The organism is Mycobacterium venezuelense, assembly GCF_054919535.1.
The window spans coordinates 333,907-349,431 of sequence record NZ_JBONDW010000001.1 but is presented as its reverse complement, the minus strand read 5'-3'; the positions used below and the strand labels follow the sequence as shown (position 1 = coordinate 349,431).

The window sequence follows — 15,525 nt, the reverse complement described above, 5'->3', positions numbered from 1 at the left end:
AGAGCTCGTGGAATGGCTCGCGTCGATTCGGGGCCCAACCAATTTCAGCGGTGTTCCTTATTCTGTACGGGTGCGTGGCGACGGTGACGGCTGGGTGATTTCCGACAACGGCGCCCGGTTCTGGGGCCGTCACGGTGCGGCCGGATTGCTGTTGCGGGCTCCATGGCCGGACGGCTCGGCCGCCGTGCTGTTGCAACACCGGGCGCCGTGGAGCCATCAGGGCGGCACCTGGGCGCTGCCGGGCGGCGCCCGCGACAGCCACGAGACTCCAGAGCAGGCCGCGGTCCGCGAGGCTCACGAGGAGGCTGGGTTGCCTGCCGAACAGATGACCGTGCGGACCACCGTGATCACCGCCGAGGTCGCGGGCATGGGCGGCACGCAATGGACATACACCACGGTCATCGCAGACGCACCGGAGTTACTCGAGACGATTCCCAACCGTGAGAGCTCGGAGTTGCGCTGGGTTGTCGAGGATCAGGTGGCCGAACTGCCGCTGCACCCCGGCTTCGCGGCCAGCTGGCAGCATCTGCGGACCGTGACCGCCACGATCCCGCTCCTCGTCAACCGGCAGCGCTGAGCGCGTTCTTGAGTCCTTGCGCCGCGGCGCGCGGATCGTCGGCGGCCGTGATCGCGCGCACGACCACGATGCGGCGCGCACCCGCTGCGAGCACCTCGGGCAGCCGCTGCGCATCGATTCCGCCGATCGCGAACCACGGCTTGGCCGCGTTGAGCGTGGCCGTGTGGCGTACGAGATCGAGACCGGGCGCCGGCCGTCCCGGCTTGGTGGGGGTGGGCCAGCACGGCCCGACACAGAAGTAATCGACTTCCTCGTCGATCGCGGCAACGACCTGCTCGGCGTCGTGCGTCGACCGGCCGATCACCGGCCGGTCACCGATGATGCCGCGCGCGACTGCCAGCGGCAGATCGTCCTGGCCGAGGTGCAGTACGTCGGCCCCGGCGGCGAGCGCGATGTCGGCGCGGTCGTTGACGGCCAGCAGCGCACCGTGCCTGCGGGCGGCGTCGGCCAGCACCTCAAGCGCGTCGAGTTCCTGACGGGCCTCCAGCGGGCCGAACTTCTGCTCGCCGGGCGAGCCCTTGTCGCGCAACTGGATGAGATCCACCCCGCCCGCCAGTGCGGCGTCGGCAAATTCGGCCAGGTCACCGCGCTCGCGGCGGGCGTCGGTGCACAGGTACAGCGAAGCGCGCTGCAGTCGGTCGACGGGTGATTCCACACCGCGACGGTAGCGTGTGCCCGCCGAGTACCCTGGACTGGCAACACACGGGAGTCCCGGGAACGGGGACTGAGAGTGGGCTACGAGACGCCGAGCACCAGCCCTTACCGTCACACCTGATCCGGGTCATGCCGGCGAAGGGAGTTAAGGAATGGCACGCACACTTGCCGTCATCGGTGGCGGCGTCATCGGGCTGTCCATCGCCCGTCGCGCCGCGCTCGACGGTTGGACCGTGCGACTGCACTCCACCACCGAACGCGGCGCGTCGTGGGTGGCCGGCGGCATGCTCGCACCGCACAGCGAGGGCTGGCCCGGCGAGGAGCGGCTGCTGCGGATCGGCCTTGAGTCGCTGCGGCTGTGGCACTCGGGATTTCTGGACGGGATGCCGCCCGCGGTTGTGACCGCGCGGGAGTCGCTGGTGGTCGCGGTAGACCGCGCCGACGCCGCCGATCTGCACACGGTGGCCGAGTGGTTGGCCGGCCAGGGCCATCCCGTCGAGCTCACGACCGCGGCCCGCGATGTGGAACCGCTTTTGGCGCAGGGCATCCGGCACGGGTTTCTGGCGACCACCGAACTTGCGGTGGACAACCGTGCCGTGGTCGACGCGCTGACCGCGCAATGCGAGCGGCTTTCGGTGCACCGCGCGGGGCCCGTCGGCGGCCTGGCCGACGTCGAAGCCGATGCGGTCGTGATCGCGAACGGGATCGACGCCCCGCGGTTGTGGCCGGACCTGCCGATACGTCCGGTCAAGGGTGAGGTGCTGCGGCTGCGGTGGCGCAAGGGCTGCATGCCGGTGCCGCACCGCGTGGTCCGTGCCCGCGTGCACGGGCGCCCGGTGTATCTGGTGCCGCGCCGGGACGGCGTGGTGGTCGGCGCAACGCAGTACGAGCACGGCCGCGACACCGCGCCCGTGGTGAGCGGGGTCCGCGATCTGCTCGACGACGCGTGCGCGGTCATGCCTGCGCTCGGCGAATACGAGCTCGCCGAGACCGCGGCCGGGCTGCGGCCGATGACACCGGATGGTGTGCCGATCGTCGAACGGGTCGACGAGCGCACCCTGGTCGCGGCCGGGCACGGCCGCAATGGATTTCTATTGGCGCCGTGGACCGCTGAGCGGATCGCGGCCGAACTCGAGGTGAGCGTGGGAGCTGAATGATCACCATCACGGTCAACGACGAAATCATCGAGGTGGACGACGCCACCACGGTCGAGGGGCTGCTGGAGACCCGCGGGTTCCCGGACAAGGGCATCGCGGTGGCACTCGACTGGTCGGTGCTGCCGCGCTCGGAGTGGGACCGCACGTTGTCCGACGGGGCCCGGGTCGAGGTCGTGACGGCGGTGCAGGGTGGCTAGTGCTGTTGCTCTTCGCGCAAGCGGCTCATCGGCTTCAAAGCTCATGATCGGCGGCCGCGAATTCGGCTCACGGCTCATCATGGGCACCGGCGGTGCACCGAATCTCGCCGTGCTTGAGGAGGCTTTGGTGGCTTCGGGCACCGAGCTGACCACGGTCGCGATGCGCCGTATCGATGCCGAGACCGGGACCGGCGTGCTCGACCTCCTCAACCGGCTCGGCATCGCCGCACTGCCCAACACCGCTGGTTGCCGCGGCGCGGCCGAGGCAGTGCTGACCGCGCAGCTCGCGCGCGAGGCGCTGGGCACCGACCTCGTCAAGCTCGAAGTCATCGCCGACGAACGCACGCTGCTGCCCGACGCCATCGAATTGGTCAAGGCCGCCGAACAGTTGGTCGACGACGGATTCATCGTCCTGCCCTACACCAACGACGATCCGGTGCTGGCTCGCCGGCTGGAGGACACCGGCTGCGCCGCGGTCATGCCGCTCGGCTCACCGATCGGCACCGGGCTCGGCATCTCCAACCCGCACAACATCGAGATGATCGTCGAGCAGGCCGGCGTCCCCGTGGTTCTCGACGCAGGCATCGGCACCGCGAGCGATGCCGCGCTTGCGATGGAACTGGGTTGCGACGCCGTGCTGTTGGCCACGGCCGTCACCCGCGCGTCCGATCCGCCGACCATGGCCGCGGCGATGTCAGCCGCCGTCACCGCCGGATACCTGGCCCGTCAAGCCGGGCGCATCCCGAAACGGTTCTGGGCGCAGGCGTCGAGCCCGGCGCTGTGACACCGGCGTCTGCTTGGTATCGCCGAGCGTGCACTGAGATCGTGGCCCGACGCGAAAACACGATCTGGAAGCACACTCGCGTTAACGGCCGACACGTCGCCGACACGCTGGAGCAGCACACCGGCGCGGCCGCGGCTCAGACCGGCTGCGGTTGGGTGCGCGCAGCGCGCGCAAGCGTGGCCCATCACGCCTGGTCAACCGAGCCATGGACGACACGGCCGGGTTTGCCGATGCTTCGCCCAGCACCGTTGCACCCCAACGCGGCCGGTATGCGGGCGGTCGCGGATCTGGTGGCAGCCCACACGGGCTGAGATCATGGGGGCGATGATCGAACTGGCCGGGCTGACGAAGCTCTACGGATCCCATCGCGCCGTCGACGACCTCAGCTTCACCGTCGAACCCGGCGTGGTGACCGGCTTCCTCGGGCCCAACGGCGCGGGCAAGACCACCACGATGCGGCTGATCCTCGGCCTCGACCACCCCAACGCGGGGACGGCGACCATCGACGGCAAGCGGTACCGGGAGCTGCGCGATCCGCTGCGGACCGTCGGTGCCCTGCTGGACGCGCGGCAGGCACACCCGAACCGCAGTGCGCGCAACCACCTGCGCTGGATCGCCGCCGCCAACCGCATCCCGGCCGCGCGCGTCGACGAGGTCCTGGAGATGGTCGGGCTGACCGAAGCAGCCGAGCGAAATGCCGGGGCGCTGTCGCTCGGCATGAGCCAGCGGCTGGGTATCGCCGCGGCGCTGCTCGGGGATCCGCCGGTACTGCTGTTCGACGAGCCGGTCAACGGGCTGGACCCGGAGGGCATCCACTGGGTCCGCACGCTCATGCGCGAGCTCGCGGCGGACGGCCGGACGGTGTTCGTCTCAAGCCATCTGCTTGCCGAGATGGCCAACACCGCCGATCGGTTGGTGGTGATCGGCCAGGGCAGGTTGATCGCGTCGACCACTGTGGCCGAATTCGTCAACGGCACCGCGGCCGACACCGTGCGGGTACGCAGCCCGCAGCTGGAGACGCTGCGCGATGTGCTGTCCGACGCCGATCTGGAAGTGGTCGCCGATCCGGACGGGTCGGCGCTGACCGTGCACGGCGTGGCCATCGAGGTGATCGGAGACCTCGCGGGGCGCAACGCGATCACACTGCACGAGCTGAGCACACGTCAGGCGTCGCTCGAGGAGGCGTATCTGAAGCTCACCGATGACGCGGTCGCCTACCGGGCGGCCAGGCCGTGAGCGCACTCGCGGCGCTCGACGCCGAACGCATCAAGCTGTCGACCACACGCTCACCGCTGTGGTCGGTGGTCGGCGTGGCGGTGCTCAGCTTCGGCGTGGCGGCTCTGCAGGGCTGGTCCGCCTACGGCTACACGCCGCTGGAACCGGGGAAGGCCGCGCTGGGTGTCGCGGTGTTCGGCGTCCCGGTGCTGATGGTCTTGGCGTCCATGACGGTTACCGGTGAATACCGCACCGGCCTGATCCGGACGACATTCCTGGCCACGCCCAGCCGGACCAAGGTGTTGATCGCGAAAGCCGTTGTCTGCGCTGCTTTCTCTTCGGTGTGCGCCGTGGTGATGGTGCTTGGTGCGGTGCTCGTCGCGCGGCTGTTCGCCGAACCCGTCATCGGTGCCGAACTGTCGCCGACGAATCCCGCGACGTGGTCGGTGGCCGGCGGCTTCGCGCTGTACGCCGCACTGGCCGCGGTCCTCGGTGTGGGGGTCGGTGCGCTGGTGCGGTTCGCGGCGGGCGCGGTGGCGGCGCTGCTGCTGTGGCCGCTGGTGGCCGAACCACTGCTGGGCAACATGCCCAACCTGGAGGCCGGGCCCTGGCTGCCGTTTGCCAACATGTTCCGGTTCCTCGGCGTGGAGTGGTTGTTCCCGACCTACGACATGCCGTGGGGCGAGGTGGGCTCGCTGGTGTACTTCCTGGTCTGGGTGGCCGCGGTGTTCATTGCCGCGGTGGTGGTGCTGAACAGGCGTGACGCCTGACCCGGAATCACTCCGGGTCAGACGCCACATCCGTCGGCGCGCCATCGGCGGAGCCGAGCGACAGCACGACCTTCGACCCGTACGGGACGTGCTGGATCAGCCGCAGCTGAGCCAGCGCGGGGTGCGCGTCGAGCAGCTTGCCCGCGTTGGCCAGGGCACGCAGTGCCGCGGTCTCGGCGCGGGCGGCCTCGAGCCGCGCCGCACCATTGGCCTTGGCCGTCACCAGCTGCATTGCCGCGGTGCGGATCTCGGCCGGCACGATGACGTCCTTGACGAACACCTCGGTGACGGCGACGCCGGTGCGGGCACCGGCCGCCGCCGCCGCGGCGGTGATCGCGGCGGCGTCGATACGCGCACTGCGCTGCATGACCTCCTCGGCCGTCATGCCGGACACGTTGTCGCGCAGCGCGATCTGTGCGGCCAGGTACACCGCGGCCATCGGATCGGCCGCCGCCTCGGTGTAGGCCGCCGCATCGGTCACGGCGAACCGCAGCGCGACGGTCACGCGCAGCGACACCGCATCGGAGGTCAGCACCTCCTGCGGGGCCAGCGTCAGCACCTGCTCGCGCATCTCCACGCGCACCACCGCGGCGTCGCGGGCGATGCGGTGCCTGCCCGGCGACAGGACACGCGCGAGCGTGCCGTCGCGGTACTCGAGCGCGCACTGGCCTGCGGTAACTGTGATTCGGTTGATGAACATGCGTGTCCTCCTCTCGGCGTATCTGTCTGCGCAGCACGGGGATACCGCCGGCCGGGCGCAACCATCGGCGGGGCGTCACACCCCCGTGCCGGCGGGTGCGGGCCGCAAGGCCGCTGGCTACGGACTCCCGGACGACGGGTATCGAAGGGTGGAGAGGATTCGAACCTCGGCCTTAACCGTGCCACGGTGTCCCGAGCAACTCACAGAAACGTCGCGGTACCCCGCTGTGCCTGCTACCTCGGTGACTCCGGGCAAAACCATCGCACTTCAGCAAAGCCCGCCGCAATCGATTTATCGCCGGGCCGCTGTCGGCACCGGCTACCGTGGGTGCAATGCGACGTAGTTTGACGGGGGCGGTGCTGGGTGCGGTCGTGCTGACCATGGCGCTGGCCGGCTGTGATGCGAAGACCGAACTGCAGAGTGATACACCGACGCGGGAGACGCAGACGTCGTCACCGGAGGCCACAGAGTTCGCCAACCAGCTGCGCGAGCGCGTCTCGGCCGACGCCATGATGGGCCATCTGACCAAACTGCAGGAAATCGCCGACGCCCACGACGGCAACCGCGCACTGGGCACCGCGGGTTACGACGCCAGTGTGGAGTTCGTCGCCAACGCGCTGCGCGATAAGGGCTTTGACGTGCAGACCCCGGAATTCGAGGTGCGCCTGCCGTTCTCCGAGGATCCGCAGGTGACCGTGGGCGGTCAACCCGTGACGGCCAGGCCGCTGGAGTTCACGATCGGCACGCCGCCCGAAGGGGTGTCCGGCCCGCTCGTCGCGGCGCGCACCGAGGATTCGCCCGGCTGCGATGCGAGCGACTACGACGGTCTGCCGGTCGCAGGTGCGGTGGTGCTCGTCGACCGGGGCGCCTGCCCGTTTGGCGTCAAGCAGGCCGCGGCCGCCGAGCGCGGCGCCGTCGCGATGATCGTCGCCAACAACGTCGACGGCGACGAGATGGGCGGAACCCTCGGGCGCCGCACGGACGTCAAGATCCCCGTCGTCAGCGTCACCAAGGACGACGGCGAACGGCTGCGCGCCAACCCGGGCCCGACGACCATCAGGCTCAATGCGGGGGTGCGCACCGAGCGCACCCGCAACGTCATCGCGCAGACCAAGACCGGCTCCACATCGGACGTGGTGATGGTCGGCGCTCACCTCGACAGCGTGCCCGAGGGGCCGGGCATCAACGACAACGGATCGGGTGTCGCGGCGGTACTGGAGACCGCGTTGCAGCTCGGCAGTTCCCCCGACGTGAAGAACGCGGTGCGGTTCGGATTCTGGGGCGCCGAGGAGGAAGGTCTGCTCGGATCGACGAACTATGTCGAGTCGCTCGATACCGAAGGCCTCAAGGACATCGCGCTGTATCTGAACTTCGACATGCTCGGCTCGCCGAACCCCGGTTACTTCACCTATGACGGCGATCAGTCCGCGCCCATCGAGGGGCGAGGTGTGCCGCGCGTGCCCGAGGGCTCGGCCGGCATCGAGCGGACGCTGACGGCCTATCTGGCCGATGCGGGAAAGATGCCGCAGGACACCAGTTTCGACGGACGTTCGGACTATGACGGGTTCACGCTCGCCGGTATCCCAGCGGGTGGTCTGTTCTCCGGCGCCGAGGACAAGATGACCGCGGAACAGGCCGAGGAGTGGGGCGGGCAGGCCGACCAACCATTCGACCCGAACTATCACAAGAACACCGATACCCTGGACCACGTGGACCGGGATGCGCTGCAGATCCATGGTGAAGGCGTTCCGTTCGCCGTCGGCTTGTATGCACAGGATCAACGGGGCCGCAACGGGATACCGGTCCGGTCCGACCGGACCCGCCACGAGATCAGTCCACAGTGAGATGGCGACTGCTGACCGCGGCGGCATTGGCGGCCGCGGTCGCGGCGGGGTGTTCCTCCGGGCCGACGCCGCCCTCGACCGAGCTGCCGCACGATCTGGCGGAGCGCATCACCGTCGACGCGATGTTCACGCATCTGCGCAAGTTCGCCGAGATCGCCGACGCCAACGACGGCAACCGGGGGCAGGGCACACCGGGCTACGACGCGAGCCTGGACTATGTCGCGCAGCTCTTGCGGGACAAGGGTTTCGACGTTTCGACGCCTGAGTTCGAGCGCCTCGGCACGATGCGCGGCGGCAGTCCCAACCTGACCGTGTCGGGGCGTCGCTATCCCGCCGACCAGGCCTCGCTGCTCGTCACCACCGCGCCCGGCGGGCTCAACGCCCCCACGCTGCGCCCGGGTAAACCGGCCGGCTGTACCGCCGCGGACTATGCGGGCGTGCAGGTCGACGGTGCCATCGCGGTGGTCGACGACACCGGCTGCTCCATCGTGGTCAAGCAGAACACCGCACTGGCCGAAGGCGCCGTGGGGTTGCTCGTGGTCAGTACAACGCGGCCCAGCCCCGCCGGCCTGTTCACGTCCGGCTACTACGGCCAGCTCAAGGTCCCGGTCGGCGTCATCGACAAGACCGCGGACAACGCGCTGCGCCGCACCTCGGCGCCGGTGCGGTTGACTCTCGACAGCAAAGCCGAGATGGTGAAGTCACGAAACTTGCTTGCGCAGACCAAAACCGGATCGACGACCGATGTCGTGATGGTCGGGGCGCATCTCGACAGCATCGCCGCCGGGCCGGGCATCAACGACAACGGCACCGGGGTGGCCGCGGTGTTGGAGACCGCGCTGCAGCTCGGCGGTTCGCCGCAGATCCACAACGCCGTCCGGTTCGCGTTCTGGGGCGCCGAAGAGACGGGACTGGAGGGCTCGACGCAGTATGTCCGCGGCCTGCAGCCCGACCAGCTCGACGAGCTGGCGCTCTACCTCAACTTCGACATGCTCGGTTCGACCAATGCCGGCTACTTCACGTATGACGGCGATCAGTCGGCACAGGCCGGCGATGCCAAGCCGGTGCCCGAGGGCTCGGCCGGTATCGAGCGAACCATCGCCGGGTATCTCAACCTGGCCGGCGTGCGGCCAGCCGACATGCCGTTGAGCGCCAACACCGATTACGGCCCGTTCCTGACGGCCGGCATTCCCATCGGCGGCGCGACCACGGGTTCGTCACAGCGGAAAACCGAAGTGCAGGCCCGACTCTGGGGTGGACGCGCCGGAGTTGCCTTCGACCCGAACTATCACACCGCGCGCGACACCATCGACAACGTCGACGCCAAAACGCTGTCGATCATGGGACCGGCCGTCGGATTCGTCGTCGGCACCTACGCGTTGTCGACGGACGGGCCCAACGGGGTCCCGCCCCGTGACCAACGCCACCACGGCTGAGCGCTGTCGGGCACGATAGGCCGGTGGAAAAACCCGGCGCCCTCGAACGTCTCGCGCGACTGGCCATCGCCGCGCCCCGCCGGATCATCGGCATCGCGGTGCTGGTCGTGGTGGCGGCAGCGATATTCGGCATCCCCGTAACCCAGAAACTCTCCGCCGGGGGCTTTCAGGATCCGAACGCCGAATCCTCGCGGGCCGAGGCGATGTTGGCGGGCAAGTTCGACCGCGGCGATCAGCAGCTTCTGATCGTCGTGTCCGCACCGGACGGCGCGATGAGCCCGGCGGCGCGTGAGGTCGCGGTCGGCATCGTCGCCGAGTTGGAGCGCTCGCCCCATGTGGCGCAGGTGACGTCGGCGTGGACGGCGCCGCAGCCCGCGGTGGCCGAATTGCTGAGCAAGGATCGCCGTGCCGGCCTGATCGTCGCTGGAATCACCGGCGGGGAGAAGTACGCGCAGAACCACGCCGAGGAACTGACCGAAGCCCTCGTCTACGACCGTGACGGGGTGAGCGTGATCGCCGGCGGCATGGCGATGGTGAACACCCAGATCACCGAGCAGTCGCAGCGCGATCTGTTGTTGATGGAGTCGATCGCGATCCCGCTCAGCTTCCTGGTCTTGGTGTGGGTGTTCGGCGGGTTGATTGCCGCCGCGTTGCCCGTCGTGGTCGGGGTGATGGCGATCCTGGGATCGCTCGCGGTGCTGCGCGCCATCACGATGTTGACCGACGTGTCGGTGTTCGCGCTCAACCTGTGCATGGCCATGGGTCTCGCGCTGGCGATCGACTACACGCTTCTGATGATCAGCCGGTTCCGCGACGAGTTGGCCGACGGCATGGACCGGGAAGACGCGTTGGTGCGCACCATGGTCACAGCCGGCCGCACGGTCGTGTTCTCGGCGACCACGGTGGCGTTGCCGATGTCGGTGCTCGTGCTGTTCCCGATGTACTTCCTCAAATCTTTCGCGTATGCCGGCGTGGCGACCGTGGTGTTCGCCGCGATCGCGGCACTCGTCATAACCCCGGCGGCGATCGTGCTGCTCGGAAGCCGAATCGACGGCCGCGAACGCAGATCCAAGCCCGTCGAACGGCAGTTCTGGTACCGCTCCACCAAGTTCGTTCTGCGGCGGGCCATTCCGATCGGCTTGGCCGTTGTAACCCTCCTGGTGCTGCTGGGCCTGCCGTTCTTCAACGTCAAGTGGGGCTTCCCCGACGATCGTGTTCTGCCCAGGACCGCGTCCGCGCACCAGGTCGGCGATCAACTGCGCAACGACTTCGAGAACAACTCGGCCACCGAGGTCAAAGTCGTCATCCCCGACTCCGGCGGCGTGCCGAGAGCCGAGATGGACCGCTACGCAGCCGAACTCTCGCGTGTCGTGGATGTCTCGGCAGTCTCCACGCCGACCGCGACGTTCGTCGACGGACGGCCGGCCGGTCCGCCGAGCGCAGCGGCCGACGAACGCGACGGCTCGACGTTCCTCACGGTGTCGAGTACCGCGCCGCTGTTCTCGGACGCCTCCGACGCGCAACTCGACCGGCTGCACGAGGTCGCCGGTCCGGGCGGCAGGGCGGTCGAGATGACCGGAGTCGCGCAAACCGACCGCGACAGCGTCAACGCCATCACGTCGCGGCTACCGCTTGTGCTCGGGCTGATCGCCGCCATCACGTTCTGTCTGCTGTTCCTGCTGACAGGCAGCGTGGTGTTACCTGCGAAAGCGCTTGTTCTCAACGTTCTTTCGCTGACCGCGGCGTTCGGGGCCATGGTGTGGATCTTCCAGGACGGACACCTCGGGGCTTTCGGAACCACCTCCACCGGCACGCTCGTCGCGAACATCCCGGTGCTCCTGTTCTGCATAGCGTTCGGCTTGTCGATGGACTACGAGGTGTTCCTGCTTTCCCGCATCCGCGAGTATTGGCTCGCTTCGGACCGTACGTCGGCCGATGTCGGTGAGAGTGTGGCGCTCGGACTCGCCCGGACCGGCCGCGTCGTCACCGCCGCGGCGCTTGTGATGTCCATCTCGTTCGCGGCGCTCATCGCGGCCAACGTTTCGTTCATGCGGATGTTCGGCCTCGGTCTGACGCTCGCGGTCCTCATGGACGCGACGCTGGTCAGAATGGTTTTGGTACCGGCATTCATGCATGTGATGGGCCGGTGGAATTGGTGGGCACCGCGGCCTTTGGTGCTTATCCATGACCGGCTCGGATTCACAGACGAACCGTTGAACCAGACGAGGTAGGCCCCCGTATATCGAGTATGGGAATTAATGTCGCGGGAATGTCTCGATACTGCACTATTGCCGGCGTACACGGCGTCCTGCCGCCCCATAGATACACCCAGGAAGAGGTCACGCAGACCCTGCTTGACCTGCCTGGATATGCCGAGTACGAGGAAATCGTCCGGTCCCTGCATAAAAGCGCAAAAGTTAACAGTAGGTACCTGGTAAGACCCATTGAGGAATATGCCCGGTTGAGCGATTTCGGTGAGACGAACAATTTATTCATCGAACACGCAACAGATCTTGGGTGTGAGGCGTTATCCGGTGCACTCGACGAGGCCGGCCTGCGGCCGGAGGACGTCGATCTGATCGTCACCACAACGGTCACCGGCGCAGTCGTGCCGTCCCTGGATGCGCGGATCGCGGGCCGGCTCGGCCTGCGCCCGGACGTGCGCCGCATCCCGATTTTCGGGCTGGGCTGTGTGGCCGGAGCGGCCGGTATCGCCAGGCTCAACGACTATCTGCGCGGCGCACCAGACAAGGTCGCGGTGCTGGTGTCGGTCGAGTTGTGCTCGCTGACGCGTAAGCACAATCCGTCGATGCCGACGCTCGTGGCCGGCGCGCTGTTCGGTGACGGTGCGTCAGCGGTGGTTGCCGTGGGCGAACAGCGCGCGCAAGAGCTCGACCCGACCGGCCCCGACGTGCTCGACTCGCGCAGCCACCTGTACCCGGACTCGTTGCACGCGATGGGCTGGGACATCGGCACACAGGGATTCGAGATCGTGCTGAGCGCCGAGGTTCCCGGCTTCGTCGGGCGGTACCTGGGTGACGACGTCACCGGATTCCTCGGCGAACACGGGCTGACGGTCGGCGACGTGGGGGCGTGGGTGAGCCACCCCGGCGGGCCGAAGGTGATCGAGGCCATCATCGACACTCTCGGATTGCCTACGGACGCCCTTGATCTCACGTGGCAGTCGTTGGCGGAGGTCGGCAATCTCTCGTCGTCCTCGGTGCTGCACGTGTTGCGCGACACGATCCGTAAGCGGCCGCCGGCGGGCAGCCCGGGGGTCTTGATGGCGATGGGCCCGGGCTTCTGCTCCGAGCTGGTTCTGCTGCGTTGGCGTTGATGGGCGTGAAGAGTTACACAGCGTTGATCCTTGCCGTCGCCGCCGAGCGACTGGTCGAACTGGTGGTGTCCAAGCGCAACCTCGAATGGAGTAAGGCCAACGGCGGCAAGGAGTTCGGAGCCGGCCACTATCCGGTGATGGTGGCACTGCACACCGGTCTGCTCGTCGGCGCGCTTGCCGAGGGACGCAGGCGCAGGTTCCGGCCTGCGCTCGGGTGGCCGATGTTCGCGGTCGTGCTGGCGGCGCAGGGGCTGCGCTGGTGGTGCATCACGACCCTGGGACGTCAGTGGAACACGCGGGTCGTGGTGGTGCCGGGCGCGAGCCGGGTTGTCGGCGGCCCATACCGCGTGATCCCGCACCCCAACTATGTGGCCGTGGTGGCCGAAGGCGCGGCCCTGCCGCTGGTGCGCGGTGGCTGGATCACCGCGCTCGTGTTCTCGATTGCCAACGCGGTGTTGTTGCGGACCCGTATCCGCGTGGAAAACGAAGCGCTGCAGGGCTTGACGTGATCGATCTGCTCGTCGCGGGAGGCGGCCCGGCCGGGCTGGCGACCGCGGTGTACGCGGCACGGGCTGGGCTCGAAGCCGTCGTCGTCGAGCACCGGCGCGGCCCGATCGACAAGGCGTGCGGTGAGGGTCTGATGCCGCATTCGGTTCGCCAGTTGGAGCGCCTCGGCGCAAATCTGGACGGAAAGCCCTCCCGGCCTTTTTATGGCATCCGCTACCTCGACGGCCGCCGGTGTGCCGAGGCCCGGTTCCGCGACGGGGCCGGGCGGGGGGTGCGTCGTACGGTATTGCACGCGGCACTGTCCGAGGCCGCGGCTGCGGCCGGCGTTCGGGTCGTGCACGGCGAGGTCGGTGAGGTCACGCAAGACTCGACGTCGGTGAGCGCAGCGGGTTTTCGTGCGCGATACCTGGCCGCCGCCGACGGCCTGCACTCACCGATCCGCCGGTCGCTGGGCCTCGCGAGCGGCGAGGCGCAGCGCCGCCGATGGGGCATCCGGCGACACGTCCAGATCGCGCCGTGGTCCGACTGCGTCGAGGTCTACTGGGCACATGACACCGAGGCGTACGTGACGCCGGTCAACGACGACTGCGTCGGCGTCGCGATCCTCAAATCCACCCGTGGCGGGTTCGGCGAACATCTCCAACAGTTCCCCGAACTCGCCGAGCGGATAGCCGGCCTGCCGCACGGCCAGGACCGGGCGGCCGGCCCGCTGCGGCAGAAGGTCCGCCAGCGTACGGCGGGCCGGGTTCTGCTCGTCGGCGACGCCGCCGGCTACATCGACGCGCTCACCGGCGAGGGGATGGGTTTGGCGTTCGGCGGTGCGGAACTACTCGTTGGCTGTGTGCTGGCCGACCGGCCCCAGGACTACGACCGGCAGTGGCGGGCGATGACGCGGCGCTACCGGTTCCTGACGGCAGCGCTGTTGCACGGCAGCGGTTTTCGTCCGGTGCGGACGGCCATCACGCCCGCCGCGGCGGCACTGCCGTCAGTGTTCACCCGCGTGGTCAACGCGTTGGGGGAGTGAGGGCTTCCGTCTGCCGAGGCCACCAAGGAACTCCAGCGAACGCATGCCGTGGAATATCACCAGGGCCGCGATCGAGCCGAGCGCGATGCCGGTGAACGTCAAAGACCCGGCCTGCCAGGTGAAATCGGCGATGCCGATGATGAGTGGTATCGCGGCGGTCATCTGGTTGATCGGCTTGGAGAAGTCGACGTGGTTGGTCAGCCAGATCCGGACGCCCAGGATGCCGACGAGGCCGTAGAGCACGATGGTGGCCCCGCCGAGCACACCCGGCGGGATCGCCGAGATTGTCGCGCCGACCTTGGGGCACAACGACAATCCGATTGCGACGGCCGCGGCGACCCAGTACGCGGCGGTCGAATAGACGCGCGTGGCGGCCATCACGCCGATGTTCTCGGCGTAGGTCGTCGTCGCCGATCCGCCGCCCGCGCCGGCCAGCACGGTCGCCACGCCGTCGGCAGCCAATGCCCGCCCGATGAGCGGATCCATGTCGGTGCCCGTCATCTGGCCGACGGACTTGACGTGGCCGATGTTCTCGGCGACGAGTGCGATGACCGCGGGCAAAAACAGCGGCAGCACGCTGATGGTGAACGTCGGCGCCTGGAACTCGGGCAGGCCCACCCACGGCGCGGCGGCGATCGCCGACGTGTCGACCTCGCCGAGAACGAGCGCCAGCAGATAGCCGACCGCGACGGCGCCGAATATGGCCAGCCGACCGATGATTCCGCGGAAGAACGCCAGGGTCGCCACCAACAGCACGAGTGTGACGAGACCGACCAGCGGACCCTTCTCGAAGTTGTTCTTCGCCGCGGGCGCCAGGTTGAATCCGATGAGTGCCACGATCGCCCCGGTGACCACCGGCGGCAGGACCAGATCGATCCATCGGGTGCCGACCAGATGCACGACCGCGCCGATGAGAATCAACAACACACCGACCGCGATCAACCCGCCCAGCGCGCTCCCGGTTCCTTCGGACGCGACGGCCGCAGTCACGGGCGCGATCACCGAGAAACTCGATCCCAGGTAACTGGGCAGGCGGTTGCCGGTGACGAGCAGGAACAGGATCGTGCCGACGCCCGAGAACAGCAGCGTCGTGGCGGGCGGGAAGCCCGTCAGCACCGGCACCAGGAACGTGGCGCCGAACATCGCCACGACGTGCTGTGCGCCGATCCCGACGGTGCGGGCCCAGTCCAGCCGCTCGTGCGGGGCGACGACGAAGTCATCGTCGGCGCGGGCCTCGACATACTTCCAACTCAGCAGGGTCACGATTGAGAACTACACACCATGAACGGCCACCGTGCACCCGCACTCGCGCAAGAATCGAGC

At 68.4% G+C, this 15,525-nt stretch carries 15 protein-coding genes and 1 pseudogene; 13 read left to right on the top strand and 3 right to left on the bottom strand.

Features of this window, described 5'->3' with window-relative positions; all coding sequences use genetic code 11:
* Positions 1 to 70 precede the first annotated feature (70 nt).
* Positions 71 to 577 (top strand): NUDIX hydrolase, encoded by a 507-nt coding sequence (locus ACRCUN_RS01780; protein WP_462139929.1) that lies wholly within the window; start codon positions 71 to 73, stop codon positions 575 to 577.
* On the opposite strand, the gene thiE is transcribed toward ACRCUN_RS01780, so the two are convergent.
* Positions 561 to 1,232 carry a thiamine phosphate synthase gene (gene thiE / locus ACRCUN_RS01775; protein ID WP_462139928.1) on the bottom strand — a complete coding sequence of 224 codons (672 nt, stop codon included), beginning with the start codon at positions 1,230 to 1,232 and terminating at the stop codon, positions 561 to 563. The genes ACRCUN_RS01780 and thiE overlap by 17 nt on opposite strands.
* Positions 1,233 to 1,383: 151 nt before the next feature.
* Between thiE and thiO the strand changes: the two genes are divergently transcribed.
* From thiO to ACRCUN_RS01745, 6 genes and pseudogenes are all read left to right on the top strand, one after another.
* Positions 1,384 to 2,388 carry a glycine oxidase ThiO gene (gene thiO, locus ACRCUN_RS01770; protein WP_462139927.1) on the top strand — a complete coding sequence of 335 codons (1,005 nt, stop codon included), beginning with the start codon at positions 1,384 to 1,386 and terminating at the stop codon, positions 2,386 to 2,388.
* On the top strand, positions 2,385 to 2,585 hold the full coding sequence (gene thiS, locus ACRCUN_RS01765) for a sulfur carrier protein ThiS (protein WP_462139926.1): 201 nt from the start codon (positions 2,385 to 2,387) through the stop codon (positions 2,583 to 2,585). Before thiO ends, thiS begins: the two co-directional genes overlap by 4 nt.
* Before the next feature lie 43 nt (positions 2,586 to 2,628).
* Positions 2,629 to 3,369, top strand: coding sequence for a thiazole synthase (thiG, locus tag ACRCUN_RS01760; RefSeq protein WP_462139925.1), 741 nt, complete (start codon positions 2,629 to 2,631; stop codon positions 3,367 to 3,369).
* Between the two features lie 86 nt (positions 3,370 to 3,455).
* Positions 3,456 to 3,680 (top strand): annotated as a pseudogene (locus tag ACRCUN_RS01755) (SGNH/GDSL hydrolase family protein); the annotation flags it as partial.
* Positions 3,681 to 3,693: 13 nt separating this feature from the next.
* On the top strand, positions 3,694 to 4,605 hold the full coding sequence (locus ACRCUN_RS01750; protein ID WP_462139924.1) for an ABC transporter ATP-binding protein: 912 nt from the start codon (positions 3,694 to 3,696) through the stop codon (positions 4,603 to 4,605).
* Entirely contained in the window at positions 4,602 to 5,354 is a 753-nt protein-coding gene (locus tag ACRCUN_RS01745) for an ABC transporter permease (protein WP_462139923.1), read from the top strand. The genes ACRCUN_RS01750 and ACRCUN_RS01745 overlap by 4 nt, the downstream gene beginning before the upstream one ends.
* A 7-nt stretch (positions 5,355 to 5,361) precedes the next feature.
* On the opposite strand, the gene ACRCUN_RS01740 is transcribed toward ACRCUN_RS01745, so the two are convergent.
* Positions 5,362 to 6,054 (bottom strand): SPFH domain-containing protein, encoded by a 693-nt coding sequence (locus tag ACRCUN_RS01740; RefSeq protein ID WP_462139922.1) that lies wholly within the window; start codon positions 6,052 to 6,054, stop codon positions 5,362 to 5,364.
* Between the two features lie 332 nt (positions 6,055 to 6,386).
* On the opposite strand from ACRCUN_RS01740, the gene ACRCUN_RS01735 reads away from it, so the two are divergent.
* The 6 genes from ACRCUN_RS01735 to ACRCUN_RS01710 are packed head-to-tail and all read left to right on the top strand — an operon-like array spanning position 6,387 to position 14,202.
* Positions 6,387 to 7,898, top strand: coding sequence for a M28 family metallopeptidase (locus ACRCUN_RS01735; RefSeq protein WP_462139921.1), 1,512 nt, complete (start codon positions 6,387 to 6,389; stop codon positions 7,896 to 7,898).
* Positions 7,895 to 9,334: a M28 family peptidase gene (locus tag ACRCUN_RS01730; RefSeq protein ID WP_462139920.1), complete on the top strand. Its 1,440-nt coding sequence runs from the start codon at positions 7,895 to 7,897 to the stop codon at positions 9,332 to 9,334. The genes ACRCUN_RS01735 and ACRCUN_RS01730 overlap by 4 nt, the downstream gene beginning before the upstream one ends.
* A 23-nt stretch (positions 9,335 to 9,357) precedes the next feature.
* Entirely contained in the window at positions 9,358 to 11,565 is a 2,208-nt protein-coding gene (locus ACRCUN_RS01725; RefSeq protein ID WP_462139919.1) for an MMPL family transporter, read from the top strand.
* A 38-nt stretch (positions 11,566 to 11,603) separates the two neighbouring features.
* Complete coding sequence (locus tag ACRCUN_RS01720; RefSeq protein WP_462139918.1) at positions 11,604 to 12,671, top strand: type III polyketide synthase; 1,068 nt, start codon at positions 11,604 to 11,606, stop codon at positions 12,669 to 12,671.
* Positions 12,671 to 13,180, top strand: coding sequence for an isoprenylcysteine carboxyl methyltransferase family protein (locus ACRCUN_RS01715; RefSeq protein ID WP_462139917.1), 510 nt, complete (start codon positions 12,671 to 12,673; stop codon positions 13,178 to 13,180). The genes ACRCUN_RS01720 and ACRCUN_RS01715 overlap by 1 nt, the downstream gene beginning before the upstream one ends.
* Positions 13,177 to 14,202: an NAD(P)/FAD-dependent oxidoreductase gene (locus tag ACRCUN_RS01710; protein WP_462139916.1), complete on the top strand. Its 1,026-nt coding sequence runs from the start codon at positions 13,177 to 13,179 to the stop codon at positions 14,200 to 14,202. The genes ACRCUN_RS01715 and ACRCUN_RS01710 overlap by 4 nt, the downstream gene beginning before the upstream one ends.
* Here ACRCUN_RS01710 and ACRCUN_RS01705 read toward each other — a convergent pair.
* Entirely contained in the window at positions 14,164 to 15,465 is a 1,302-nt protein-coding gene (locus ACRCUN_RS01705) for a uracil-xanthine permease family protein (protein WP_462139915.1), read from the bottom strand. The genes ACRCUN_RS01710 and ACRCUN_RS01705 overlap by 39 nt on opposite strands.
* Positions 15,466 to 15,525 lie beyond the last annotated feature (60 nt).

Excerpts from the sequence above, each read along its gene's own strand:
- thiO (WP_462139927.1), top strand. The coding sequence starts at position 1,384 with ATGGCACGCACACTTGCCGTCATCGGTGGCGGCGTCATCGGGCTGTCC.
- ACRCUN_RS01715 (WP_462139917.1), top strand. The coding sequence starts at position 12,671 with ATGGGCGTGAAGAGTTACACAGCGTTGATCCTTGCCGTCGCCGCCGAG.
- thiS (WP_462139926.1), top strand. The coding sequence starts at position 2,385 with ATGATCACCATCACGGTCAACGACGAAATCATCGAGGTGGACGACGCC.
- thiG (WP_462139925.1), top strand. The coding sequence starts at position 2,629 with ATGATCGGCGGCCGCGAATTCGGCTCACGGCTCATCATGGGCACCGGC.
- ACRCUN_RS01740 (WP_462139922.1), bottom strand. The coding sequence starts at position 6,054 with ATGTTCATCAACCGAATCACAGTTACCGCAGGCCAGTGCGCGCTCGAG.
- ACRCUN_RS01720 (WP_462139918.1), top strand. The coding sequence starts at position 11,604 with ATGTCTCGATACTGCACTATTGCCGGCGTACACGGCGTCCTGCCGCCC.
- ACRCUN_RS01750 (WP_462139924.1), top strand. The coding sequence starts at position 3,694 with ATGATCGAACTGGCCGGGCTGACGAAGCTCTACGGATCCCATCGCGCC.
- ACRCUN_RS01735 (WP_462139921.1), top strand. The coding sequence starts at position 6,387 with ATGCGACGTAGTTTGACGGGGGCGGTGCTGGGTGCGGTCGTGCTGACC.